Genomic DNA, 24,940 nt, shown 5'->3' on the forward strand with positions numbered 1-24,940 from the left:
GGGGTCAGAGTCCGGCGACGCCTTGGGCGATGAGCAGGATCGCCGTCGCCGAGACGCCGACGGCCATGACGGCACCGCTGTGGGCGGCCAGCCATCCCCGCGCCCGGCCCAGCGGGGCGAGGGTCCGCGCCGCCAGCAGAGCGTGCAGCGCGAGCGGCAGGGCGACCGTCACGGTGGCGATCACGGAGAACGCCGCCACCCCGGCCGCGGTGCCGGCGATGCCCAGATCGGCCGCGCCGATCGTCAACCCTCCGGCCGCGGCCAGCAGCACGGTCCTGGGGTTAGCCGCCGACAGGAGCAGCCCCAGGCGGAGCGCGCGGATCGAGGACGGCACGTCCACGATCGGCATCCATGCGGACTCCGCCCGGTCGCCCCGCGCCCACCACAGCCGCACGCCGAGGGGCAGCAGGACCAGACCGAGCCCGAGCTTGGCCCAGTTCGCCCAGCCGGGGGTCTCCTCGCCGAGTTCGACGAGCGAGGTCAGCGCAGCGAATGCGCCACTGGCCAGGACGATCCCGCTCATCCGGCCGGCCAGGAACCCGCCGGCTGCCGCCTGCGCCCGGGCCGTGGAGAGCAACAGGATCGTCACGATGACGCTGGACGGCGACATCGCGATCGCCAGCGCGTAGGGCAGGACCTCGCCGATCACCGCGGCCATGGCCGTCGCCTGGGACTGCGCCTCGCCCTCCCGGCCGGCTTCGGGGGTGTGGCCCTGGCCACCGGCCTCACCCCCGGATCAGCGCGCGCAGTTCGTCGGCCTTCTCGTCCGTCCAGCCGGCCGGGCGGAGCAGCAGCGCCCAGGCGTCGACCGACTCGCGCGTGTAGCGGTGCCCGTGGCCCTCGGGCACGTCGGTCGAGAACGGCATGTCGAGGGTGACCTGCCAGAAGGTGACCAGGGGGATCCACGTCATGGCGGGGAGGACGTCGCGCCCGCGGGGTTCGGCCAGCCAGTCCGGGCGGTCGATCATCAGCGACGGGCTCCACCAGGTGATCGGATCGGACGGGTGCTGGAGGACCAGCACGCGGGTCCCGGTCCAGGGGACGCCGGCGGGTGGTGCGCCGGCGCCGACCTCGTTGCTGAAGCGCACCGTGCGGCCACCCCGGTAGACCGGCTCGACCTCGGTGCTGCCGGGATCGCGGCCGTCGCGGAACTCGGTGTGCAGGGCGTTGAAGTTCGGCGGTCCCACGAACAGTGCGCCGGTCACCCGGTTGCGCAGGTCGTACTCGCCGCTGAACGCCGCCTCCGCGCCGAACGAGCCGAGGCTCTCCCCGAACACGTACAGCGCGGGCCGGCCGTCCGGCGGCAGCGCTGTCCACCTCTCGTAGACCGCGTCGAAGAGCTCCCGCCCGGCGGCCCGCGCCCGGGACTGGTCGACGAGGTAGGACAGCCCGGAGGGGACGTAGGAGTACTGCATCGTGACGACCGCCGAGTCGCCGCCGGCGAGGTACTCGAAGGCGGCCAGGGAGCCGGCGTCCAGCCAGCCGCGGCCGGTGGTCGTCGCGACCAGCAGCCGGGCCCGTTCGAAGCCCCCGGCCCGCTGCAGGTCGTCGACGGCCCGCTGGGCCCGCGTCCCGACGTCCTCGGCGGTCAGCACCCCGGCGTAGACCCGGATCGGTTCGGCGGCCGTCCCGCCGGAGAACGCCCGGATCTCGGCAGCCGTCGGTCCACCGGCGACGAAGGTGCGGCCCTCACGGCCCAGGGTGTCCCACTCGATCAGCGAGCCCGGTCCCCCGGAGCGCAGCGGGCTGTCCGGTTGCTCGACACCGTCGGCCGTCCCCCGGTCCTCCAGCGCGAAGGTCCGGTCGGCGGCGGCCAGCAACCCGTCCACGGCCACGCCGCTGACCAGGAACACCGCGAGGGCAGCGACGACCAGGCCCCCGAGTGCGTGGGCGGCGGACGGGCCGATCCAGCGGGACAGCAACCGACCCAGCCCGCGGGCCGCGGCGTGCACCGCACGGGACACCCCGATCAGCAGGGCGAAGACGACCAGGGCCACGACCGGCGCGAGCAGCGCGCTCCACAGCGGCTCGGCCGGCATGCCCATGAGCGCGCGGAGGTCACCCTGCCATCGCCGGCCGAGGACGGAGAACGCCGCGACCAGCACGGTCGCGCTGCCGAGGAACACCCGCCACGCCCACGGCCGCGGCGGGCGCGGGCCGCGGTCGGCGAACGCACGCCACACCGCGGCGAGCAGGACGCCCAGCCCGTAGCCCGTGGCCGCGCTGATCCCGCCGACCACACCCTGGACGGTCCCGCTGCGCGGCAGGAGCGACGGCGTGAGGGACAGGCACACCAGCACGACCGCACCCCAGCAGCCCGGCAGTGACAGCCGCGGCCACCGCCGCGCCGGGTGGCCGGTGGTCCGCGGACGCCCTGCAGCCGGCCGCGGCGGCGCCTCGGCCGCCACCGCGTCCGGGGCGGTCATGCCGACGACCCGTGGCGGATCCCGGCCGGCTACGCGGTTCCCTGGAGGACGGTGGGCTCGTCGTCGGCGAACGCCGCTCTCAGGGTGTCCTCCTGCTCCCGGGAGAGGTTCGTGTGCAGCAGGTGGGCGCGCCGGCCGGCGAACGCCTCCCGCACCCGGTCCAGGACGGCGTCCGAGGTCAGCACGAACAGCGCTGACGTGCCGGGGGTGATCTCCTCCCGCACCCGCTGGATGAACGTGTCGTCGATGCCGACGTCGGCGAGCCGGCCGGCGAGCGCGCCGGCCGCGGCGCCGATGGCCGCGCCGAGCAGCGGAACGAGGAACAGCAGGCCGAACAGCATCCCCCAGAAGGCCCCGCCGAGGGCGCCGGCGCTGGTGAGGTCTCGCAGCTGCCGGGTCTTCGGCTTCCTCGCGGCGGGCTGCCAGGACACCGTCGCCGCGTCGTGCACGGTGATCAACTGCTGCCGGGCGAGGTCGGTGAGGGTGGCGACGGCCTCGTCGGCCCCGTCGGGGGTGTCGAAGCGCCACACGCTGAGGGTGGACATGGGGGTTCCCTTCCTGCAGGTCCGTCTGCGGGCGGGAATCCTGTGCCCGCCGCCGCCGGGCCGCCTCCTCTGCTCGGGATGAGAGCTCCAGCGCAGGCGAGCGCGCGGGAGCGGTGCCCGCCGTCTCGGACCAGCCGGGACGGGCGGAACCGGGGAGCGCCCGGGACACGTCTCGTCCCCACCGGACGAGGCCGGCCGGCACGCAGCGCGGCAGTGTTCGACCCCTGCGAGGCACTCCTCCGGCGAGCGCTGGTCCTGTCGTGGCCGGTGCCCACTGGCCTTCTCTCGAGCGAGGAGCGAGCGGACGATGACCGACACCACGACCGCCCGGGCCGGCACGGGCGCGCCGGCCGCCGCCTACGGCGTGCACTCCGAGGTCGGTGTGCTGCGCAAGGTGATGGTGTGCGCGCCCGGTCTGGCCCACCGCAGGCTGACCCCGACCAACTCCGACGAGCTGCTCTTCGACGACGTGATGTGGGTGGACAACGCCCGCCGGGACCATGCCGAGTTCGTGACCATGCTGCGCGACCGCGGAGTCGACGTGGTCGAACTGCACGACGTGCTGGCCGAGACGATGGCCGTCCCGGAGGCCAGGACCTGGCTGCTGGACCGCAAGATCGTCGCCAACGAGGTCGGGCTCGGTCTGGTGGAGGAGACCCGCGCGTTCCTCCGGGAGCTCGACGACCGGCGGCTGGCCGAGTTCCTGATCGGCGGGCTGTCCACCGTCGACCTCCCCGCCGACTTCCGCCCCGGCTACGTGGCCCTCGCCCGCGAGTCCACCGGTGCCCGCGAGTACCTGATGCCCCCGCTGCCCAACACGCTCTACACCCGGGACACCACCTGCTGGATCTACGGCGGGGTGACGCTCAACCCGCTGTTCTGGCCCGCCCGGCACGACGAGACGTTGCTGTACAAGGCGATCTACACCTTCCACCCGGACTTCTCCGGCGCGCGCGTCTGGTGGGGCGACCCGGAGCAGGACTGGGGCCTGGCCACGCTCGAGGGCGGCGACGTCATGCCCATCGGCAACGGGGCGGTCGCGGTCGGGATGAGCGAGCGCACGTCGCGCCAGGCCATCACCCAGTTCGCCGCCGCGCTGTTCGCCGAGGGGGCGGCCGACCGGGTCATCGTCGCCGGCATGCCGAAACTGCGCTCGGCGATGCACCTGGACACCGTCTTCACCTTCGCCGACCGCGACCTGGCGACCGCGTACGCCGGCATCGTCGACGGCATCCACACCTTCTCCCTGCGCCCCGGGGACAGGGAGCCCGTCGAGGTCACCGAGGAGAAGGACCCCTTCCCCGCGGTCGTCGCCGACGCGCTCGGCCTGCGCGAGCTGCGGGTGCTCCCCACGGGTGGGGACGCCTACGAGAGCGAGCGCCAGCAGTGGGACAGCGGCAACAACGTCGTGGCCGTGGCTCCCGGCGTCGTCTTCGCCTACGACCGGAACACCACCACGAACGCCCTGCTGCGAGACGCCGGCGTGGAGGTCCTCCCCATCGTGGGCGCCGAGCTCGGCCGCGGCCGGGGCGGGGGCCACTGCATGACCTGCCCGATCATCCGCGACCCCGTCGACTTCTGAGCGGCCGAACGGGTGATCCGGTTCCGGTTCCCGTTGGTCGTCGCCGCGGCGACGGTCGGTGTCGGCTCACGGCGTGCGGCGGGTCGCCGAACGGCACGCGGAGCGGGGCGGCCGGAGTCCCGGACCTCGAGCAGTCGTTGACGGCCCACGACTGGCTGCTCGACGTCGCCGACAGCTCGCTCGCCGGCGGCGTCGCGGATCCGGTGACGCTGGCCTTCGCCGGGAGGACCGCCGCATCGGGCACCGACCCGTGCAACACCCACCGGGGCGCGGTCACCCTCGACGGGGACGACGGCGTGCGCATCGCGGACATCGCCACGACCCTCATGAGCTGCGAGCCGGCCCTCGAGGTGGCCGAACGCGAGTACCTCGACGCACTGGCACAGGTACGCACCGCCGACACCAGGGACCCGGACCGGCTGGTCCTCACGTCGGACGGCGTGCGGCTGTCCTTCACCGCCATCGAGCAGCCGACCGGGACGTCGGTGAACTGCGAGGAACCGGCCGGCGTCATGGCCCGGGAAGCCGCCATCGCAGCGGCGCTGACCGCCGCCTCGACCGTCCAGATCACCCCGGCCTCGCTGACCATGCGCGACGACGTCGGGGACATCGTGCTGACCGCGCTGCGGGCCTGAGCGCAGATCTCCCCCTGCGTGGGGGATCCGGGGCCGGCGTCCGCAGGGACAGCCTGCGGACCGACCGGGCTCAGGAAGGGGACGGACGTGACGACGACTCCGGTACGCCCGCGCACCGGCGGGGACGTCATCGTCGGCATCCTGGTCATCGTCGCTGCAGTGATCATGTTCGGGGACGTGGTGGTCGCCACGGTGGTCCCTGTCCTGCTCCTCGGCTGGACGGCGCTGGTCTGCGGGGTCGTGATGGTCGCCAGGACGCTGCTCCACATCCAGGCGGGCGTGTCCTGGACCGTCGCCCTCGGCGGGGTGGTCCTCGCGGTCGTGGGCCTCTTCTCCATCCGCAACCCCGGCATCGGCGCGCTGACCCTCACCCTCCTCGCGGGGTCCCTGTTCCTGACCTGCGGCCACGGCTGGGTGAAGCCGCTCGCGGCGAGAGGGTGGGCGTCGCGCGACGCGCCGGGTGACCACACCGGATGAGGAACCGGCCGCCGGAGGGGACCTCGTCCTCCGCGCAGCACCGAGGCCCCTCGTGGGTGGCCGGCTCGACGACGGGCCCGCGGGGTGGGCCCAGGGGGCGGTCGGCGAGGTCCACGCGCGACGTCCACGTCCCCGGCGCACGCGACACCGCCGGCTCCACGTCCCGTCCAGGACCGACCGGCCCTGAGGACCACGACGACTACAGCCCCGCCTTCGCCGCTGTCGCGCTCCTGCTCACGACCGTGCTGCTCGCCGGCCTGGTGCTCGCGGTGTGGACCCTGGGCGGGCTGTGACCGCACCCGAGCCGGCCGGTGGGCCGCCTGCCGCCGAGCCACCGCGCGCGGCCCGGCCACCGCGCGCGGCCCGGCCACCGGCGCCCGGGCCGCCCGCCCGGGGGACGTCCACGGACGCACCGGTCTCCCGGTCGCTAGGGCTTCACCTCGTGCACGGACACGACGTGCAGCCCGAGGTCCTGGATGAGCGCCAGCACCCCGTGCAGGTGGGCCTCGTCGACGACCTCCCCGTAGATGATCGTCTCCGATGGCGCGTCCATCAGGAGCATGTCGGGGAACGCCCCCCGGACCCGGTCGGACAGGCGTCCCGCGACACGGAACTGGTAGTGCGACGTCACGTTCGCCCCCCTCCCCGGTCGCTGCGCCGTCAACGTCGCACCCCCTCCCGCCGAGGCGCATCGTCCGGCCGAGGTGAGGTGACCGGACCGCCGCAGCGACGTCGCCGGACCAGGCGGCATGCGATGCGCATCCCGACGAGCGGGGCGCGACCCGCTCGCCGGACCGTCGCCGAGCGCTCGCAGGCACTGTCCAGATCGGGTCGCCGGTCGTAGTTTGATGGATCATGGCTGCCGCCGATCCAGCCCACGGCTCGGCTCGGGGCGCGAGGCGTCTCGGTGTGCCGAGGGTGAAGACCGCGCTGCCGCGACTACCCGCGCGGTACGTGCACCGCCCCCGGCTGATCGTCGAGATGGAGGCGGCGGCCCCGGGGCAGGTCACCCTGGTGTGCGCGCCGGCCGGGTACGGCAAGACGCTGCTGCTGGCCGAGTGGGCGTCCCGGCACCCGGACGCGACCGCCTGGATGTCGCTCGACGTCGACGACAACGACGACCACCGCTTCTGGTCGGCGGTGCTGAGCGCGTTCGCCGCGTGTCCGGCCGTACCGGAGGACAGCGCTGTCCGCGAGCTCGCCGTCCCCGCCCGGCCGAGCCGGGACCCGCCGTTCCTGGCGGCGGTGGTCGACGCGATCGATCTGCTGCCGGGCCCCGTCCACCTCGTGCTGGACGACGTGCACGAGCTGACCGCGGCCGATCCCCTGCACGGGCTGGCCTGCCTCGTCCGTGACCGACCACCGGGGTTGCACCTGGTGCTGGGTGGCCGCAGCGATCCACCGCTGGCGCTCGGCCGGATGCGGCTGACCGGCGAGGTCCGCGAGATCCGGGCCGGAGCACTCCGGTTCTCGGTACCCGAAGCGGACGAGATGCTGGCCGGGAGCGACATCGTGCTGCGCCCCGACCAGGTGCGTCTGCTGGTCGAGCAGACGGATGGCTGGGCTGCGGGGCTGCGGCTGGCAGCGCTGTCCCTGCGCGAGGCCGACGCCCCCGACAGGTTCCTCGCCGACCTCACCGGCAACAGCCGCGCCCTCTCCGACTACCTCGTCGACGAGATCCTCGCCCGGCTCCCGGTGGAGAAGCTGGACCTGCTGCGGGCGGTGAGCGTCTGCGACCCGCTGTCGGCGCCGCTCGCGGTGGCGCTGTCCGGCCGCCCGGACGCGGGCGAGATCCTCGACTCCCTGGAGCACGACACCTCCCTCATCCTCAGCTCCGGGCAGAGCCGCACCTGGTACCGGATGCACCCGCTGCTGCGCTCCCACCTGTTGTCCGACCTCCGACGACGGCGACCGGACCTGGTGCTGGACCTGCACCGGCGGGCCACCGACTGGTACGAGGCCCGAGGCGAGGCCGCCCTGGCGCTGGCGCAGGCCCGTCAGGCCCGGGCGCCCGATCGGGTGGGCCTGCTCCTGCGTGAGCACTCCGTCCCACTGATCGCCGACGGGGAGTACCGAGCCGTGCGGGAAGCCCTGGACGGGCTCGGAAGCGGGTACGTGGACCATGACCCGTGGCTGTCCCTCATCGCGGGTCTCGTGGACGCGGAGACCGGGGCACTGGCGGCGGCCGACGTCCACCTCGACCGTGCTGACGCGGTGTGGCCGGCCGAGCCGGTGCCCGACCTCTGGGCGCTGCGCGTCCTCGTGCACGCGCGCCGGGTGAGCCTGGGCGGGGATCCGCGCGCGATGGTGCAGGTGACCGAGGATCTCGACGCGACGTTCGACGGCCGGCCCGGGCTGGCCGTCATCGGGCAGCTGGACCGGGCCCTGGCCCTGCTCACGGTCGACCGGCAGGAGGAGGCGCAGGCCCTCGCCGGGGCCGCCACCCGGCGGGCACGGCTGGGCGGACAGCCCTACCTCGTCGCGCGGGGGCTCACCGTGCTGGCGGCGGCCGAGTCCGCACGCGGGGACTACCGGCGGATGGTCGCCCTCGCAGAGGAGGCCGACGGGATCGTGCCCGGCGCCGACTGGCAGGCGACGGCCGGGGCGGTGCTGTCCTCGATCCTGCGCGCCTACGGCGCACTGCTCAGAGCCGAGCCCACCGGCTGCCTGGAGCTGCTCGACCCGGCGCTCGCCTTCGGGGATCCGGAGGAGGCGCCGTTGAGCGCGGTCGACCCGACGACCCGCGGGCTGCGGGGCGCGGCACTGGTGGACCTCGGACGCGTCGCCGAGGGACTCGACGAGCTCCGACGCGCGCGCACGGAGACGGCGGACCATCCACGGGTGGCGGCCGTCACCGCGCTGCTCGCGTTGCTCGAGTACCCGGCGGCGACGCTCGCCGGTCGCCCGGAGGCCGCCCGTACCGTCCTGGACTGGGCCGAGCACAGCATCGGCCACACGGGGGACGTGGCCCTGCTGCGGGCTCGACGGCTGACGTCGATGGGCAGGCACGCGGCCGCCGCGGAGGCCCTGCGGCCGCTCCTCGACGGGACGTCGCCCGTCCTCCAGCCGTGGGCGGTGGTCGAGGCCTGCGCGCTGGACTGCCGCCTCGCGCTGCAGGCCGGGCGTCGGGAACACGCCCGCGCCTCGCTGCACCGGGCGCTGGCGTTGAGCGAGGAGATGGATGTGCTGCGGCCGCTGGCGTTCGGCCCGCCCGAGGTCGCCGACCTGCTCGCCGGCCTGCTGGGCAGCTTCGGCGCCCGGGAGCCGATCGCCCGCCGGGTCCTGCGCGCCCGGTTCGCGCTCAGCGCCGACGATCGCCCGGCAGCTCTGACCGAGCGGGAACGGACGGTCCTGGACATGCTGCCCTCCCAGCGCTCGTTCGGCGAGATCGCCACCGAACTGGCCGTCTCCCACAGCACCGTGAAGACCCACGTCCGGGCCATCTACGGCAAGCTCGGGGCCACCTCCCGCCGGGACGCCGTCGACCGGGCGCGCAGCCGCGGCCTCCTCTCGTCGGCGACGACGTGACCGCGGACCGGAGGCCGGTCAGCGCAGCAGGCTGCGGGCGATCACCATGCGCTGGATCTGGTTGGTGCCCTCGTAGATCTGGGTGATCTTGGCGTCGCGCATCATCCGCTCCACCGGGAAGTCCTGGGTGTACCCGGCCCCGCCGAACAGCTGGACGGCGTCGGTGGTCACCTTCATCGCGACGTCGGAGGCGAACGCCTTGGCCGCGGCGCACAGCCGGCCGAGGTCCGGGCCGCCGGTCTCGCCGCGGGCGGCGGCGACGTAGACCAGGTGCCGGGCGGCCTCGATCTGCATGGCCATGTCGGCGAGCATGAACTGCACGCCCTGGAAGTCGGAGACGGCCCGGCCGAACTGCCTGCGGTCGCGGGTGTACTCGACCGCGGCGTCCAGCGCGCCCTGGGCGATGCCGACGGCCTGCGCACCGATGGTCGGGCGGGTGAAGTCCAGCGTCCGCAGCGCGGTCTTGAAGCCGGTGCCGGGCTCGCCGATGATCCGGTCGGCCGGGATGGTGCAGTCGGTGAAGTACAGCTCGCAGGTCGGCGAGCCCTTGATGCCCATCTTCCGTTCCTTGGGCCCGACGGCGAAGCCCGGGTCGTCCTTGTGGACGACGAACGCGGAGATCCCGTTGGCTCCCTCGTCCGGGTCGGTGACGGCCATGACCGTGTACCAGGAGGAGACCCCGGAGTTGGTGATCCAGGCCTTGGTGCCGTTGAGCACCCAGGAGTCGCCCTCGCGGCGGGCGCGGGTCTTCATCGCCGCGGCGTCCGAGCCGGCCTCCCGCTCCGAGAGGCCGTAGCTGATCATCGCGTCGCCGGCGGCGATCGAGGGCAGCACGGCCTGCTTGAGCTCCTCCGACGCCGACAGGATGATCGGCATCGAGCCCAGCTTGTTCACCGCAGGGATCAGCGAGGCCGACGCGTCGACGCGGGCGACCTCCTCGATGACGATGCAGGTCGCGATCGGGTCCGCGCCCTCACCGCCGTAGGCCTCGGGGATGTGGGTGGCGTGGAAGCCCGCCGCGGTCAGCGCCTTCTGCGCCTCGATCGGGTACCGGGACTCGGCGTCCACCTCGGCGGCGAACGGGGCGATCTCCCGCTCGGCGATGTCCCGGACCGCGGCCCGGATCGCGTCGTGCTCCTCGGTCAGCGCGTACAGCCCGCCGGCGTTGTTACCCACGGGTAGATGGTAGGACGCCGCAGCGGGGAACACGACGCACGCGCCCCCGTCAGGAGGAGGCGAGCCGCTCCTGCAGCGCCGCGTCGCGGGCGACCACCGACTCGGCCAGCTCGGCCTGGAAGCGCTCCACCGCGGCCCGCAGCTGTGCGTCGGCGGCGGCCAGGATGCGGACGGCGAGCAGCCCGGCGTTGCGCCCTCCGCCGATGGACACCGTCGCCACCGGCACACCGGCCGGCATCTGGACGATCGACAGCAGGCTGTCCAGGCCGTCGAGGCGGTCCAGCGGCCGCGGAACGCCGATCACCGGCAGCGGCGTGGCCGCGGCGACCATCCCCGGCAGGTGGGCCGCTCCCCCGGCGCCGGCGATGACCACCCGCAGCCCGCGGCCGGCGGCCGACTCGGCGTAGGCGAGCATCCGGCGGGGGGTGCGGTGGGCGGAGACGACGTGCACCTCGTAGGGGACGCCGAACTCGGCGAGCGCCTCGGCCGCGGGCTCCATCATCGGCCAGTCGGAGTCACTGCCCATGACGATGCCGACGACGGGGTCCACGACTCTCCTCAGTGCTCGGTGGCGAACGCGAAGGCCGGGCCGATCTCACCGTCGGCCAGGTAGCGGGCGGCGGCCACGGCGCGGGCCCGCACCTGGTCGAGGTCGTCCCCCAGCGCCGTCACGTGGCCGAGCTTGCGGCCGGGGCGCTGGCCCTTGCCGTACCAGTGCAGCTTCACGTCGGGCCAGTGCGCCATGAGGTGGTGCACCCGCTCGTCCAGCCCCGGACCGGCCCAGCCCTCCTCCATGGCCTTCCCGCCCAGGACGTTGGCCATCACCACGACCGGCGCGGTCATCCCGGTCGAGCCCAGCGGGTAGTCCAGGACCGCCCGCAGGTGCTGCTCGAACTGGCTGGTGCGCGCGCCCTCGATCGTCCAGTGCCCGGAGTTGTGCGGGCGCATGGCCAGCTCGTTGACCAGGACGGCGTCCGGGGTCTGGAACAGCTCGACGGCCAGCACGCCCACCACCCCGACGCGGTCGGCGACGCGGACGGCGAGCTCCTGGGCGGCGGTCGCGAGGTCGTCGTCCAGGCCGGGGGCGGGGGCGAGCACCTCGGTGTTGATGCCGTCGCGCTGCACGGTCTCGACGACCGGCCACACGGCGACCTGCCCGAACGGGGAGCGGGCGACGAGGGCGGCGAGCTCGCGCACCAGCGGCACCCGCTCCTCGGCCAGCAGCGTGCCGTGCCGCTCGACCAGCTCGGCGGCCGCGGCGGCGTCGTCCACCACGAACACGCCCTTGCCGTCGTAGCCGCCGCGGGGCGTCTTGAGCACCACCGGCCAGCCGTGCGCGGCGGCGAAGCGCTCGACCTCGGCGACCGAGGCCACCTCGGCCCACGCGGGCTGCGGCTCCCCCGCCTCGGCGAGCGCCCGCCGGAGGACCAGCTTGTCCTGCGCGTGGACCAGCGCGTCCGGCCCGGGGGCCACCCGGTGGCCCGCCGCCTCGAGGGCGTGCAGGTGCTCGGTGGGGACGTGCTCGTGGTCGAAGGTCACCACGGTGGCGCCGTCGGCCACGGCCAGCAGCGCCTCGAGGTCGCGGTGGTCACCGAGGCGGACGTCGGCCGCGACGAGCGGCGCGGACTCCTCCGGGCCGGTCGAGAGCACCCGCAACGACTGGCCGAGGGCGATCGCCGCCTGGTGCGTCATGCGGGCCAGCTGCCCGCCACCGACCATCGCGACGACGGGCAGCCCGGTACGGGGGTCGAGTCGGGACGCCATGGTGCGTCGAGCCTAACCGCCGGTCACCCGGCGGCCGCGATCGCGCCCGCCAGCCGCTCCCCCACCAGCGCGACCACCTGCTCGACCGGGTGGATGCCGTCGTCGCTGCCGCCGGCGACCCAGGCGCCCTCCGCCGACATCCCCGACCACGGGTCGACGAACTGCCACCCCTGCTCGGTCGCCAGCTGCTCCAGCCGCGCGTTGAGCTCCAGCACCCCGGCGGCGTGGTCGTCCTGGGGCGGGACCGCGGACAGCAGGACCGTCGGCACGTCCGTGGTCGCCACGATCTGCAGCAGGTTGTCCCGGACCGCCTCCCAGGGCACGTCCTCCCGGAGGTCGTTGGTCCCGCCCATCACCACCACGACGTCGGCGTCCACGGGGCCGACGCCGTCGCGCATGACCGCGGTCGTGGCGCCGGGGACCGCGTAGCCACCGGCGAACCCGACCCGCTCGTCCTCGTCCGCGAACGGGATCCACGAGCTGCGGTCGTTGACCGTCGTCCCCAGCACGGCCGCGAAGCCGGCGGTGATGGAGTCCCCGACCACCGCGAACCGCAGCCCGGCACCCGTCCCGGTGTCGGCCTCCGACTGCGCCGCGCCCGGAGCCCCGGCCTCCGGCGACCCGGCAGCGGAGGACGTCGACGGGGCGGTCGTGGCGGGCGTCGACGCGGCGGCGGTCGGCGACGTGGGCGGGGTCGTCGTCGTCCCGGCCGGCTCCGGGGCCCTGTCGTCGCAGGACGCGAGGAGCAGCACACCCAGCACGACGGCGACCAGCCGGAGCCGGCGACCGGACGGCCCGCGGCCGGCTCGGGTCGGGGTCACGCGGGCACGTGTCGCGCCGGACGTTCCACACACCGTCGGCGACCTCCGTAGATTGCCGTCATGCCCGTCCCCCGGCCCGCCGGATCCGGCGTCCGTACCAACGGGCGCCTGCTGCTGAAGGAACTGGGTGCCTTCGGCAGCGTCGGCGCCGTCTGCTTCGTGATCGACCTCGGCCTGTTCCAGCTGCTGTACGGCGCGCTGGGCGTCGGGGCCGTGACCGCCAAGCTGGTCTCGACCCTGGTGTCCACCACCGCAGCGTTCCTCGGTCACCGCTTCTGGTCCTTCTCGCACCGGGCGCGCACGGGGCTGCGGCGTGAGTACCCGCTGTTCGTCATGGTCAACGGCGTCACCCTGGCCCTCGGCCTGGCGATCGTCGCGTTCGTCCGGTACCCGCTGGGACAGGAACACGCGCTGGTCCTCCAGGCGGCGAACGTCGTGTCGATCCTCGTCGGCAGCGTCATCCGCTACCTCTCCTACCGGCGCTGGGTGTTCCCGGCGGTCGCCCCCTCGGCCTGACGGCGGCGCCCCACCCCGCTCATCCGGCCAGGCGGGAGCCGTGCCGCCCGGCGACGACCTCCAGCCGCGTCGGGATGCGGGTGCGCAGCTCCTCCAGGTGGCTGATGACGCCGACCGTCCGGCCGCCGCGGCGCAGCTCGTCGAGCACGTTCATCACCGCGTCGAGCGCCTGGGCGTCGAGCGTGCCGAAGCCCTCGTCGACGAAGAGGGTGTCCATCTGCACGCCCCCGGCCTCGGCGGTGACGACGTCGGCCAGCCCCAGCGCCAGCGCCAGCGAGGCCATGAAGCTCTCGCCGCCGGAGAGGGTCTTGGTGGGCCGCCGGGTGCCGGTGTACTCGTCGAAGACGTCCAGCCCCAGGCCGCCGCGGGCGCCGTGCCGGCCCTGCGCGTCGCTGTGCAGGAAGGTGTAGCGGGCGCCCGACATGTCCTGCAGGCGCCGGCTGGCCACCTCGGCGACCTGCTCCAGGCGGGCGGCTAGCACGAAGGACTGCAGCCGCATGCGCATCGTGTTGGCGCCGCGGCCGGTGACCAGGTCGGCCAGGCCGGTGACCTGCCCGGCCCAGGCGCGCCGCTCGGCGAGCTCGACCTCCGCGGCCACCACCTCGCCGGCCAGCGCGTCGAGGGCACCCGCGCAGCGCCGGGCCTGCTCGAGGGCGGCCACCGCCTCCTCCCGCCGGGTGGTGAGCGCGGCGCACCGCTGCTCGAGGGCCGGGACGTCGGGCCGCTCCGGCAGGTCGGTGAGCTCCGGGTCGGCGAGCGTGGCGACGAGGACGGAGCGGGCCTCGTCGTGCTCCCGGATCCGGCGTTCCAGCGCGGCGAGCTCACCGGTCTCCAGCAGGGCCCCCGCGGCGTCGAGCAGGTCGTCGAACCCGGCGGTGGCCGCGCGCTCGGCCGCGGTGCGCCGGGTCGACTCCGCGGCGGTGCGGGCCCGCAGCTCCTCGGCCTCCGCGGCGACGACGGCCTCGCAGCGCTCGGCGGCCGCGGTCAGCCGCCGGACCCGGGCGGGCAGGTCGGCGTCCTCGCCCCGGGCGGCGTCCAGGCGTGCCGTCAGCTCGCGGAGGGCCTCCTCGCGGGCCGCACGCTCCGCGGCGCAGCGCTGCAGCTCCTCGCGGTCGGTGGCCAGCGCGGCCGCGGCGGCGTCCCGGCCGGCCTCGGCCGCGGCCAGCCTCCGGCGGGCGTCGTCGGCGGCCCGGGCTCGGGCGGCGACCTCGGTCAGCTCGGCCCGGGCCTGCGCGGCGCGGGCGCCCAGCTCCGGCACCGGCAGCTCCCCGGCCCGGGCGCGGAGGACAGCCAGCTCGCGGTCCCGCTCGTCGACGGCGCCCCGGGCGGCGGTGGCCCGCGCCTCGGCGGCGTCGGCGGCGGCGCGCGCCCGCTCCTCGTCGTCGGCGGAGACCGCCGGGCCGGCCGGCGACGCCGGTCGTGGGTGCTCCGTGGCGCCGCAGACCGGGCAGTCGGCGCCCGGGACCAGCCCGGCGGCGAGCTCGGCGGCCATCCCGTCGAGCCGGGCGGCCCGCAGCTCCACCAGCTGCTCCCGCGCCTCCAGCCAGGCGGTGCGCGCGGTGTCGGCGGCGGTCCGGGCCGCCTCGAGGTCGGCGGCGACCCGCTCGGCGGCGGTGGCGGCGGTCAGCGCCGACCGGGCGGCCTCCTCGGCCGCGGTCAGCCCGGGCAGCCGGGCCGCCGCCGCCAGCGCCTCGTCCAGCCGTTGCTGGGCGTCGGTGACGCGGCCGGGCCACTCCTGCGCCGCGCGGGCACCCTCGTCGCAGCGGGCGGTGAGCGCAGCGACCCCGCGCGCCAGTCCGGCCAGCTCGCGGGTCAGCGCGTCGGCCCGGGCGGCCTCGGGGGCCAGCGCGCGGGCCGCGGCGGCCTCGTCGCGCAGTTCCCGGGCGACGAGGGGGTCCGCGGCGCGGCCGTCGGCGACCACCGCCCAGGCGGCCCGGGCCGCGGCCAGCGCCGCCGCGGCGGTCTCGGCGTCCCGCGCGGCGCGGCCGGCCGCCTCCAGCACGTCGCGCAGCCCCTCGGCGCGGCGCCCGGCGTCGGCACGGGCGCGCAGCGGCGTCAGCTGCTCCTCCCGGCCGGTCAGCCGCTCGAGCTCCTCCCGGGCGCGGTCGCGGCGGTCGTGCCGCGCGGCCAGCGCGCGGGCGTCGGCCAGCTCGGCGTCCAGCCGGGTGCTCGCGGCGGCGGCGGCCTCGGCGTCGGCGGCGGCCCGCGTGCGGTCGGCGGCGGCCCGGGTGCGCACGGCGGTCACCCAGGAGCCGACGGACGTCCCCGGGTGGGCCCCCACCAGCTCGGGGGCCAGCTCCTCGGGCACCTCGACGTCGGCGATCTGGGCGACCCGGTGCAGCAGCGTGCTGATGCGGTGCCGGTCGGCGCGCAGCGTCTCCTCGGCGGCGCGCCGCTCGGTGGCCAGCCACTCCTCGGCGCGGGCGAACCGGCCGACGTCGAACAGCGTGCGCAGCAGGCGCGCGCGGTCCTCCGGTTCGGCGCGGAGGAACCGCGCGAAGTCGCCCTGCGGGAGGAGCACCACCTGGCAGAACTGCTCGGCGGACAGGCCGAGCCGCACGCGCAGGTACTCCGAGCCCTCGTCGACCCGCGTGCTCACCGGCGTCCAGCCGGCGCCGTCCTGCCGCTGGACGAGCAGCCGGGCCTGCTCGGTCGTCTGCCCGGCGCCGCGCTTCTTCGGGCGGGTCTGCTCGGGGCGGCGCACCACGAGCAGCCGCTCCCCGGCCAGGGTGAGCTCGAGGGAGACCTCGGTGCGGGTGGCGGCGTCGGCGTGGTCGCTGCGCAGCCGCTTCTCCTCGCCGCGGGCGCCGGGCACGGTGCCGTAGAGGGCGAAGACGACGGCGTCCAGCAGCGTCGTCTTGCCCGCACCGGTGGGGCCCCACAGCAGGAACAGCCCGTCCCGGGCGACCTCGTCGACGTCGACGGTCTCGGTGCCGGCGAAGGGCCCGAAGGCGGACAGCGTGAGCCGGTGCAGCCTCACCGGGCCGCCTCCTCGCGGGCCTCGGCGCCCAGGGCCCGGGCCAGGAGCTCGCGCTCGGCGGACGTGGCCGCCACCCCGTCGCGGACGTGGGTGACGAACTCCCCGGCGACGTCGATGTCGCTGCGGCCGCGCAGCCGCTCCTGGTAGCTGCGGCCGTCTCCCCCGGCCTCGCCCGCGGTCCACTCCAGGTGCACGCAGTGCGGGAACCGGCCGCGCAGCTGCCGCATCGGGTCGGCCGGGCGGACGGCGTCGGTCAGCCGGGCGGAGACGAAGTGCTCCACGACGTCGGCGTGGGCGGGGTCGGCCAGCAGCTCGTCGAGGGTGCCGGTGAGCACGGTCAGCGGGCGGGGCGTGGGCAGGGGCAGCGGGCGCACCTCGGCCAGCCCGGTGGCGTCGAGGTCGACCAGCCAGGCCTGCTTCTGCTGGCCGGCCTCGCCGAAGGAGTAGGCCAGGGGGGAGCCGCTGTAGCGCAGTCGCGGGGTGAGCGTCTGCGGCCGGTGCAGGTGCCCCAGGGCCACGTAGTCGACGCCGTCGAAGACCGCCGCGGGCACCAGGTCGACGCCGCCGACGCAGATGTCGCGCTCGCTGTCGCTGGCCACCCCGCCCCCGACGAACGCGTGCGCCAGCACCACCGAGCGGGCGCCCGGGCGGAGGAAGAGGTCGGCGCGGACGCGGTCCATCGCCTCGGCGAGCACCGCCTCGTGGCTGCGCGCACCCGGCACGCCGAGCTCGTGCCGCGCGATCTCCGGCTCCAGGTAGGGCAGCCCGTAGACGGCGACCTCACCGTGCTCGTCGCGCAGCAGCACCGGCTCGTCGAGCCCGCTGGTCGACGCGCGCACGTGCAGACCCGCCACCGACAGCAACCCGGAGAAGGTGCCCAGCCGGCGCGCGGAGTCGTGGTTGCCGGGGGTCAGGACGACGGTGGCGCCCGCGCGCAGCAGGCGGCCGACCACCCGGTCGAGCACCGCCGTGGCGTCGGCCGAGGGCACCGCACGGTCGTAGACGTCACCGGCGACGACCACCGCGTCGACCGACTCGGCGACGACCACGTCGGCCAGGCCGGAGAGCACGGCCTCCTGCTCGCGCAGCAGGTCGGCACCGTGCAGGGAGCGGCCGATGTGCCAGTCGGAGGTGTGCAGCAGCCGCATGGCCGCAGAAGGTAGGTCGGGGTGCCGACAGAACCGGCCAGGCGCGCCGTGACGGACCCGTCACACCGCGCACCGGCCGTCAGAACCGGGCGGTCGGGTACGCCGTCTCCCAGCCGGAGCCCCAGCCGGCCGCCTCCTGGGCCCGCCGGTCGGCGTCCTCCTCCATCATGTGGTTGAGCAGGTGCTGCACCCCGTCGCTGTCGGGGATCTGCCGCAGCACCGTCGCGCCGCCGTCCCCGGCCGACTCGATGGTCAGCGTCCCGGAGTTGATGACCCGCTCCCACAGCGTCTGGCGGTAGGAGACGTCGGTGATGCGGGACAGCCCGATGTCCCGGCCCCGGCGGGCGAGCACGCCCTCCCGGAACAGCAGCCGGTGCGTGGTGATGACGTAGTGGGTGGTGCGCCACCGCAGCAGCGGCACCAGCACGGTCCAGGCGAGCAGCACCAGGGCGACACCCGCGACGACCAGCCGGACGACGCCCTGCTGAGGACCCTCCGGCACCAGCGCAGCCCCGAAGCAGGCGGCCCCCACGACGAGGAGGAAGGCCACGATCGGCCAGAAGATGGTCAGCCAGTGCGGGTGCAGGTGGCGGACCACCTCTTCGTCGTCGGCGAGCAGCTTGTCCGGGTACGGCACCGCGCCAGGATGGCCCAACGATCGGCGCGCCGTCACGCAGCGCGCCGACGTGTCCGCTATTCGGTGGTGGCGCCGACCGGTGTGCGCGCCGGGGCCGGGACGACCCGCTCCGCGCGGGGCTCGGGCAGCACGAGGTGGCCCACCGGCGGCTGCACGCGGGCCGCGCGCGCCCACCGGCCGGGCCCGCGGTGGCGCAGGAACAGCCGCGCCGGCTCCTCGAGGTGGCGGTAGCAGAGGTGGGCGAGGAGCACGGTGAGCAGCAGGACGTGCGGGATGAGGAAGCCGGCGAGCCCGCTGCCCGGCGCGATGGAGGGCGTCCACCCCATGGAGGTCCAGAAGACCTCGAAGACCGGGACGTGCACCAGGTAGAGGCTGTAGGAGATGCGTCCGCCGTGCACCATCGGCTCGGTGGCGAGCATGCGGCTGAGCCCGCGGCGGGACAGCGCCAGGGCACCGACCAGGACGGGGAAGGCCAGGACGACGACGCCGCCGTACTCCCCCTCGCCCTGACCGCGCCACTCGCCCCACCACAGGCCGACCAGGATCTCGGCCAGGGCGAGCACCGCCACGCCCGCGGCGACCCGCTCCACGCGCGGCGTCACCGGGATGCGGCGCACCGCCAGGCAGGTGAACGCACCGGCCAGGAAGCCGGCGCCGATGCGCAGCGCCCAGCTCCACGGGAAGTACGGGTCGCCGGTGGTGAAGCAGGTGTAGGCGAAGGGCAGCATCGCCCCGATCGCGAGGGCACCGGTGACCACGGCCGGGGCGTTGCGCAGCCGCCACAGCAGGAGGACGGCCAGGGGGAAGAGGACGTAGGCCAGCCACTCGGCGCTGATCGACCACGCGGCGCCGACCCACGACGAGCCGTCGAAGCCGGGCCGGGTCCAGAGCTGCACCATGGCCAGCTGCTGGAGGTAGTGCCAGAGGTCCACGACCGGCTGCTCGGTCTGGTAGGCGACCACGCCGTCGGCGACCCGCGTGCCCTTGTAGAGCAGCCACCCGCCGAACAGCGTCGTGACCACGGCGTAGACCGGCCAGACGCGGCAGATCCGCGCCCACCAGAACGTGAGTGCACCGCGCCCGGAGGGTCGCCGCCCCATCTTCTGCAGGTAGGTCAGGGTGATGACGAAGCCGCTGAGGACGTAGAAGAGGTCCACGCCCAGCGCGCCGGTGCGCACGATCGGGCGCAGCGGCTCCCAGAGGGCGGTGTAGGTGTCCCCCGGGGTGAAGGAGAAGTGGAAGGCGACGACCCAGAACGCGGCGACGATGCGCAGCCCGGTCAACGACCGGATCTCTCCGCCGGTCAGCGGGCTGGGGCTGGCAGCGCTCACGGGAGGGCCCTCCTGGCACGGCGGTGAGTCAACGACTGCCTACTGGCAGTAGCCGCAACCTACCGAGCGGACCCGTCCGTCCGGTGCCGCGACACCGTCGTCCCGGCCCCGCTGCCCCCACCTGTCACAGGCGTCCCGGAGGCGTCGTCCGCACGTGCCGCACGTCCCCGCTGGCCAGCTCCAGACGGCCGGCCGCCGTCCGGACGACGAGCCGGCCGTCCCAGTCCACGCCCTCGGCGACGCCCTCGACGGCGGAGCCGTCCGGGAGGGTGACCGCGACCGGGACACCGACCGTGGAGCACCACGCCAGGTAGTCGCGGGCCAGGCCGGTGCCGACCGGGTCGCCCAGCGCCCGCACCCAGGGCAGGTAGCGGCGCTCGAACCCGCGCAGGAAGCCGAGCAGCACCGCCGCGCGGTCGACCGGCGCCCCCGCGGCCAGCGCGAGGGAGGTGCCGCCCTCGGGCAACTCGTCGGCGCGGGTGGAGACGTTGAGCCCGACCCCCACGACGACCGCGCCGGACGCCACCTCGGCGAGGATGCCGGCCAGCTTGGCCCCGTCGGCGGCCAGCAGGTCGTTGGGCCACTTCAGCGAGGCCCGGACGCCGGGGACCTCCCCGACCGCCTCGGCGAGCGCGACCCCGGTCAGCAGCGGCAGCCAGCCGCGCCGCGCGGCGGGCACGTCGGGGCGCAGCAGGAGGGAGACGGTGAGGCCGGCCCGGGGCGGCGAGGCCCAGGTGCGGTCCAGGCGGCCGCGGCCCGCGGCCTGGTGCTCGGCGACCAGCACGGTGCCCTCCGGGGCCTCGTCGGCCGCCTCGGCCGCGAGGACGGCGTTGGTGGAACCGACCTCCGCCACGACCCGCAGCGAGCGCCACAGCGCGCTGTCCGAGGTCAGCGCGGCCGCCACCCCCGCCTCGTCGAGGGGCGGCCGGTCCGGGTCGACCGAGCGGGACGGCGTCGGTTCGGGCACTCCCCTACGCTACGGAACTCGTGAGCGAGCATCGCAGCGAGCGACCGAGCCGGCAGCGGAACGGGTCCCGGTGAGCGCGGCCGAACTGGAGAGCGCCGGCGAGCACGTCACCGGCGACGTCGACATCCACACGACCGCGGGCAAGCTCGCGGACTTCGAGCGGCGCGTCCAGGAGGCCACCCACGCGGGCTCGGCGCGCGCGGTGGAGAAGCAGCACGCCGCCGGGAAGATGACCGCGCGGGAGCGGATCGAGGCGCTGCTGGACCCGGGCTCGTTCACCGAGCTCGACGAGTTCGCCCGCCACCGCTCCACCAACTTCGGCATGGAGGCCCGGCGGCCCTTCGGCGACGGCGTGGTCACCGGCCACGGCACCGTCGACGGCCGGCCGGTGTGCGTGTTCTCCCAGGACGTCACCGTCTTCGGCGGCAGCCTCGGCGAGGTCTACGGCGAGAAGATCGTCAAGGTGCTCGACCTGGCGATGCGCAACGGCTGCCCGGTCATCGGCATCAACGAGGGCGGCGGCGCGCGGATCCAGGAGGGCGTGGTGGCCCTGGGCCTCTACGCGGAGATCTTCCGGCGCAACGTGCACGCCTCCGGCGTCATCCCGCAGATCTCGCTGGTGATGGGCGCCGCGGCCGGCGGGCACGTCTACTCCCCGGCGCTGACCGACTTCATCGTGATGGTCGACCAGACCAGCCAGATGTTCATCACCGGCCCCGACGTGGTGAAGACCGTCACCGGTGAGGACGTCACCCTCGAGGAGCTCGGCGGCGCCCGCACGCACAACACCAAGTCCGGGGTCGCCCACTACCTGGCCGAGGACGAGAACGACGCGCTGGACTACGTCAAGGCGCTGCTGTCCTACCTGCCCAGCAACAACCTCGACCCGCTGCCGGTCGCCGAGGTGCCGCCGGTCGACGTCACCGTCCCCGACGGCGTCACCGACGAGGACCTGGAGCTGGACACCTTCATCCCGGACTCCCCGAACACCCCCTACGACATGCACACCGTGATCGAGCACGTCCTCGACGACGGTGAGTTCCTCGAGGTGCAGGCGCTGTTCGCCCCCAACATCGTCACCGGCTTCGGCCGGGTCGAGGGCCGGCCGGTGGGCGTGGTGGCCAACCAGCCCACGCAGTTCGCCGGGACGCTGGACATCGACGCCAGCGAGAAGGCCGCGCGCTTCGTGCGCACCTGCGACGCCTTCAACGTCCCGGTGCTGACCTTCGTCGACGTCCCCGGCTTCCTGCCGGGCACCTCGCAGGAGTGGGACGGGATCATCCGCCGCGGCGCCAAGCTGATCTACGCCTACGCCGAGGCCACCGTCCCCAAGATCACCGTGATCACCCGCAAGGCCTACGGCGGCGCGTACGACGTCATGGGCTCCAAGCACCTGGGCGCGGACCTCAACCTGGCCTGGCCGACGGCCCAGATCGCGGTCATGGGCGCGCAGGGTGCGGTCAACATCCTGTACCGCAAGGAGCTGGCCGAGGCCGAGGACGCCGAGTCACGCCGCGCCGAGCTCATCACCGAGTACGAGGACGCGTTGCTGAGCCCGTACATCGCGGCCGACCGTGGGTACGTGGACATGGTGATCCGGCCCTCCCACACCCGGCTGCAGGTCACCCGCGCGCTGCGCCTGCTGGCCAACAAGCGCCAGACCCTGCCGCCCAAGAAGCACGGGAACATCCCCCTGTGAGCGAGCCGCTACTGCGGGTCGTGCGGGGCGAGCCCAGCCCCGAGGAGCTCGCCGCCCTGACCGTCGTGGTCGCGGCCCTCGGGCAGCGCCGGGAGCGGCGCCGCCCGGCGCCGGTCGGGGCGTGGGCCTCCCCCGGCGACGCCCACCGCGTGCCGCTGCGCGCCGGCCCCGGCGGGTGGCGCGCCGCGGGCAGGTTCGCGTGAGCGCGTGGCGGCGCCCCCGCGCCCGGGCAGCAGCGCCGCGGGGGCAGCAGATGGACGTGGACGAGGAGAACCCATGAGTGTCGACCGGCGGCTGGTGCTGGCATCGGCGTCGCCCGCGCGGCTGGCGCTGCTGCGGCAGGCCGGCCTGAGCCCCGAGGTCGTCGTCAGCGACGTCGACGAGAGCACCGTGCAGGCGCCGCGGGTGGGCGAGCAGGTGGCCCTGCTGGCCGCGGCGAAGGCCACGGCGGTGGCCAGGAGGGAACGGGACGCGCTGGTCCTCGGCGCCGACTCGCTGCTGGAGTTCCGGGGCCGCCCGATGGGCAAGCCGACCGACGTCCAGGAGGCCCGCGACCGCTGGCAGCGGATGAGCGGGAAGAGCGGCGTCCTGCACACCGGCCAGGCGCTGTTCGACGTGCAGGACGGCCAGGTCCTCGGCCGGGACGTCGCCGTCGTGTCCACCGTGGTGCACTTCGCCGACCCGACGCCGCAGGAGATCGAGGCCTACCTGGCCACCGGCGAGCCCCTCGCCGTGGCCGGCGCCTTCACCCTCGACGGGCTCGGCGCGCCGTTCGTCCGCCGGGTGGAGGGCGACCCCGCGGCGGTGGTCGGGCTCTCGCTGGCCGTGCTGCGCACGCAGCTGGCCAAGCGCGGGCTGACGATCACCGACCTGTGGCGTCGCTGACCCCACCCGCCCCCCACCGTCCGAACACCCGAGGAGAACACCGGTGCAGAAGGTCCTGATCGCCAACCGCGGTGAGATCGCGGTGCGCGTCGCCCGCGCCTGCAAGGACGCCGGGCTGACCAGCGTCGCCGTCTACGCCGAGCCCGACCGCGACGCCCTGCACGTGCGGGCGGCCGACGAGGCCTTCGCCCTCGGGGGGACGACGCCCGGCGACTCCTACCTGGTGATCGACAAGATCCTCGACGCCGCGAAGCGGTCCGGCGCCGACGCGGTCCACCCCGGCTACGGCTTCCTGTCGGAGAACGCCGACTTCGCCCGCGCCGTCCTCGCCGCCGGGCTGACCTGGATCGGCCCCTCCCCCGAGGCGATCGTCGCGCTCGGCGACAAGGTGCAGGCCCGGCACATCGCGACCAAGGCCGGCGCCCCGCTGGTCCCCGGCACCAAGGACCCCGTCTCCGGCGCCGACGAGGTGGTCGCCTTCGCCGAGGAGCACGGCCTGCCGGTCGCCATCAAGGCGGCCTTCGGCGGCGGCGGCCGCGGGCTGAAGGTGGCCCGCACCATCGAGGAGATCCCGCACCTGTTCGACTCCGCCGTGCGCGAGGCGGTGTCCGCCTTCGGCCGCGGCGAGTGCTTCGTGGAGCGGTTCCTGGACAAGCCGCGGCACGTCGAGGCCCAGGTGCTGGCCGACACGCACGGCACCGTCGTCGTCGTCGGCACCCGCGACTGCTCGCTGCAGCGGCGCAACCAGAAGCTGGTCGAGGAGGCGCCGGCGCCGTTCCTCACCGACGAGCAGCGCGAGCGGATCCACTCCTCGGCCAAGGCGATCTGCGCCGAGGCCGGCTACCACGGGGCCGGCACCGTGGAGTACCTCGTCGGTGCCGACGGCTCGATCTCCTTCCTCGAGGTCAACACGCGGCTGCAGGTGGAGCACCCGGTCAGCGAGGAGACCAGCGGCATCGACCTGGTCCGCCAGCAGTTCCGGATCGCCGAGGGCCTGCCGCTGGAGATCACCGAGGACCCCACGCCCCGCGGGCACAGCATCGAGTTCCGCATCAACGCCGAGGACGCCGGCCGCAACTTCATGCCCGCGCCGGGCCCCGTGCGCCGGCTGGAGATCCCGCAGGGCCCCGGCGTGCGCTGGGACTCCGGGGTGGAGACCGGCGGCGAGGTGGCCGGCGCGTTCGACTCGATGCTGGCCAAGCTGATCGTCACCGGCGCCACCCGCACCGAGGCGCTGCAGCGGGCCCGCCGCGCCCTGGACGAGCTGGTCGTCGAGGGCATGCCGACGGTCATCCCCTTCCACCGGGCCGTGGTCCGCGACGAGGCGTTCACCAGCGAGCCGTTCACGGTGCACACCCGCTGGATCGAGACCGAGTGGGACAACCAGGTGCCCCCCTACGACGCCGCCCCGGCCGAGGCCGAGGAGGCCGAGCCGCGGCAGACCGTCGTCGTCGAGGTCGGTGGACGCCGCCTGGAGGTGTCCCTGCCCGCGGGCCTGGCCGCCGGCGGCGGCGCACCCGCGGCCGGCGGCGGCGCCAAGCCGCGCAAGCGGGGCGGCGGGCACGGTGGGTCGGCGGCGTCCGGCGACTCCCTGACCAGCCCGATGCAGGGCACCATCGTCAAGGTCGCGGTCGAGGAGGGCGCGACGGTGGCCGCGGGCGACCTGGTCGTCGTCCTGGAGGCGATGAAGATGGAGCAGCCGATCGCCGCGCACAAGGCCGGCGTCGTCAAGGACCTCGCCGCCGAGGTCGGCGCGTCGGTCTCCAGCGGCGCGGTGATCTGCACGATCGCCGACGCCGGGTAGCGCGCCGCCCCGCGGGGCC

General features: G+C 75.2%; 22 protein-coding genes. 9 read left to right on the plus strand and 13 right to left on the minus strand.

What is annotated here, in order from left to right; all coding sequences use genetic code 11:
- Positions 1-4 precede the first annotated feature (4 nt).
- The 3 genes from ACI79E_RS04845 to ACI79E_RS04855 form a co-directional block, all read right to left on the minus strand.
- Complete coding sequence (locus ACI79E_RS04845; protein ID WP_456931409.1) at positions 5-658, minus strand: GAP family protein; 654 nt, start codon at positions 656-658, stop codon at positions 5-7.
- Between the two features lie 67 nt (positions 659-725).
- The gene (locus tag ACI79E_RS04850) at positions 726-2,426 is read right to left on the minus strand and encodes an alpha/beta hydrolase (RefSeq protein ID WP_456931410.1); all 1,701 of its coding nucleotides are present in this window, start codon (positions 2,424-2,426) and stop codon (positions 726-728) included.
- Positions 2,427-2,455: 29 nt separating this feature from the next.
- A complete protein-coding gene (locus tag ACI79E_RS04855) occupies positions 2,456-2,971 on the minus strand; it encodes a DUF1269 domain-containing protein (RefSeq protein WP_456931411.1) in 516 nt (171 codons plus the stop codon).
- A 307-nt stretch (positions 2,972-3,278) separates the two neighbouring features.
- Here ACI79E_RS04855 and ACI79E_RS04860 point away from each other — a divergent pair, with 307 nt between their 5' ends.
- The 3 genes from ACI79E_RS04860 (at position 3,279) to ACI79E_RS04870 (ending at position 5,665) form a co-directional block, all read left to right on the plus strand.
- The gene (locus ACI79E_RS04860; RefSeq protein WP_456931412.1) at positions 3,279-4,553 is read left to right on the plus strand and encodes an arginine deiminase; all 1,275 of its coding nucleotides are present in this window, start codon (positions 3,279-3,281) and stop codon (positions 4,551-4,553) included.
- A gap of 137 nt (positions 4,554-4,690) precedes the next feature.
- The gene (locus tag ACI79E_RS04865) at positions 4,691-5,188 is read left to right on the plus strand and encodes an META domain-containing protein (RefSeq protein ID WP_456931413.1); all 498 of its coding nucleotides are present in this window, start codon (positions 4,691-4,693) and stop codon (positions 5,186-5,188) included.
- 87 nt (positions 5,189-5,275) lie between these two features.
- Complete coding sequence (locus tag ACI79E_RS04870; RefSeq protein WP_456931414.1) at positions 5,276-5,665, plus strand: DUF308 domain-containing protein; 390 nt, start codon at positions 5,276-5,278, stop codon at positions 5,663-5,665.
- Positions 5,666-6,092: 427 nt separating this feature from the next.
- Here ACI79E_RS04870 and ACI79E_RS04875 read toward each other — a convergent pair whose 3' ends face one another.
- A complete protein-coding gene (locus tag ACI79E_RS04875) occupies positions 6,093-6,218 on the minus strand; it encodes a hypothetical protein (RefSeq protein WP_456931415.1) in 126 nt (41 codons plus the stop codon).
- Between the two features lie 365 nt (positions 6,219-6,583).
- On the opposite strand from ACI79E_RS04875, the gene ACI79E_RS04880 reads away from it, so the two are divergent.
- Positions 6,584-9,193, plus strand: coding sequence for a LuxR C-terminal-related transcriptional regulator (locus tag ACI79E_RS04880; protein ID WP_456931416.1), 2,610 nt, complete (start codon positions 6,584-6,586; stop codon positions 9,191-9,193).
- Positions 9,194-9,211: 18 nt separating this feature from the next.
- Here the strand turns inward: ACI79E_RS04880 and ACI79E_RS04885 are convergent, their stop codons facing one another.
- The 4 genes from ACI79E_RS04885 to ACI79E_RS04900 are packed head-to-tail and all read right to left on the minus strand — an operon-like array spanning position 9,212 to position 12,954.
- Positions 9,212-10,369: an acyl-CoA dehydrogenase family protein gene (locus ACI79E_RS04885; protein ID WP_456931417.1), complete on the minus strand. Its 1,158-nt coding sequence runs from the start codon at positions 10,367-10,369 to the stop codon at positions 9,212-9,214.
- A 49-nt stretch (positions 10,370-10,418) separates the two neighbouring features.
- Complete coding sequence (gene purE, locus ACI79E_RS04890) at positions 10,419-10,919, minus strand: 5-(carboxyamino)imidazole ribonucleotide mutase (protein WP_456931418.1); 501 nt, start codon at positions 10,917-10,919, stop codon at positions 10,419-10,421.
- An 8-nt stretch (positions 10,920-10,927) separates the two neighbouring features.
- On the minus strand, positions 10,928-12,133 hold the full coding sequence (locus tag ACI79E_RS04895; RefSeq protein WP_456931419.1) for a 5-(carboxyamino)imidazole ribonucleotide synthase: 1,206 nt from the start codon (positions 12,131-12,133) through the stop codon (positions 10,928-10,930).
- 23 nt (positions 12,134-12,156) lie between these two features.
- Positions 12,157-12,954, minus strand: a complete 798-nt coding sequence (locus ACI79E_RS04900; RefSeq protein WP_456931420.1) for an SGNH/GDSL hydrolase family protein — start codon at positions 12,952-12,954, stop codon at positions 12,157-12,159.
- 60 nt (positions 12,955-13,014) lie between these two features.
- Between ACI79E_RS04900 and ACI79E_RS04905 the strand changes: the two genes are divergently transcribed.
- Positions 13,015-13,470 carry a GtrA family protein gene (locus tag ACI79E_RS04905; RefSeq protein ID WP_456931421.1) on the plus strand — a complete coding sequence of 152 codons (456 nt, stop codon included), beginning with the start codon at positions 13,015-13,017 and terminating at the stop codon, positions 13,468-13,470.
- A gap of 19 nt (positions 13,471-13,489) precedes the next feature.
- Here ACI79E_RS04905 and ACI79E_RS04910 read toward each other — a convergent pair whose 3' ends face one another.
- The 5 genes from ACI79E_RS04910 to ACI79E_RS04930 form a co-directional block, all read right to left on the minus strand.
- On the minus strand, positions 13,490-16,450 hold the full coding sequence (locus ACI79E_RS04910) for an AAA family ATPase (RefSeq protein ID WP_456931422.1): 2,961 nt from the start codon (positions 16,448-16,450) through the stop codon (positions 13,490-13,492).
- Positions 16,447-17,598, minus strand: coding sequence for an exonuclease SbcCD subunit D (locus tag ACI79E_RS04915; RefSeq protein WP_456931423.1), 1,152 nt, complete (start codon positions 17,596-17,598; stop codon positions 16,447-16,449). Before ACI79E_RS04915 ends, ACI79E_RS04910 begins: the two co-directional genes overlap by 4 nt.
- Before the next feature lie 79 nt (positions 17,599-17,677).
- The gene (locus tag ACI79E_RS04920) at positions 17,678-18,235 is read right to left on the minus strand and encodes a PH domain-containing protein (protein WP_456931424.1); all 558 of its coding nucleotides are present in this window, start codon (positions 18,233-18,235) and stop codon (positions 17,678-17,680) included.
- A gap of 56 nt (positions 18,236-18,291) precedes the next feature.
- On the minus strand, positions 18,292-19,566 hold the full coding sequence (locus tag ACI79E_RS04925; RefSeq protein ID WP_456931425.1) for an acyltransferase family protein: 1,275 nt from the start codon (positions 19,564-19,566) through the stop codon (positions 18,292-18,294).
- Between the two features lie 124 nt (positions 19,567-19,690).
- A complete protein-coding gene (locus tag ACI79E_RS04930; RefSeq protein ID WP_456931426.1) occupies positions 19,691-20,533 on the minus strand; it encodes a biotin--[acetyl-CoA-carboxylase] ligase in 843 nt (280 codons plus the stop codon).
- Between the two features lie 70 nt (positions 20,534-20,603).
- On the opposite strand from ACI79E_RS04930, the gene ACI79E_RS04935 reads away from it, so the two are divergent.
- The 4 genes from ACI79E_RS04935 (at position 20,604) to ACI79E_RS04950 (ending at position 24,921) form a co-directional block, all read left to right on the plus strand.
- On the plus strand, positions 20,604-22,232 hold the full coding sequence (locus ACI79E_RS04935) for an acyl-CoA carboxylase subunit beta (RefSeq protein WP_456931427.1): 1,629 nt from the start codon (positions 20,604-20,606) through the stop codon (positions 22,230-22,232).
- Complete coding sequence (locus ACI79E_RS04940) at positions 22,229-22,435, plus strand: acyl-CoA carboxylase subunit epsilon (protein WP_456931428.1); 207 nt, start codon at positions 22,229-22,231, stop codon at positions 22,433-22,435. Before ACI79E_RS04935 ends, ACI79E_RS04940 begins: the two co-directional genes overlap by 4 nt.
- Before the next feature lie 73 nt (positions 22,436-22,508).
- Positions 22,509-23,117 carry a Maf family protein gene (locus ACI79E_RS04945; protein ID WP_456931429.1) on the plus strand — a complete coding sequence of 203 codons (609 nt, stop codon included), beginning with the start codon at positions 22,509-22,511 and terminating at the stop codon, positions 23,115-23,117.
- A 43-nt stretch (positions 23,118-23,160) separates the two neighbouring features.
- Complete coding sequence (locus tag ACI79E_RS04950) at positions 23,161-24,921, plus strand: acetyl/propionyl/methylcrotonyl-CoA carboxylase subunit alpha (RefSeq protein WP_456931430.1); 1,761 nt, start codon at positions 23,161-23,163, stop codon at positions 24,919-24,921.
- Positions 24,922-24,940: the final 19 nt, after the last annotated feature.

The organism is Geodermatophilus sp. SYSU D00079, from assembly GCF_054050635.1.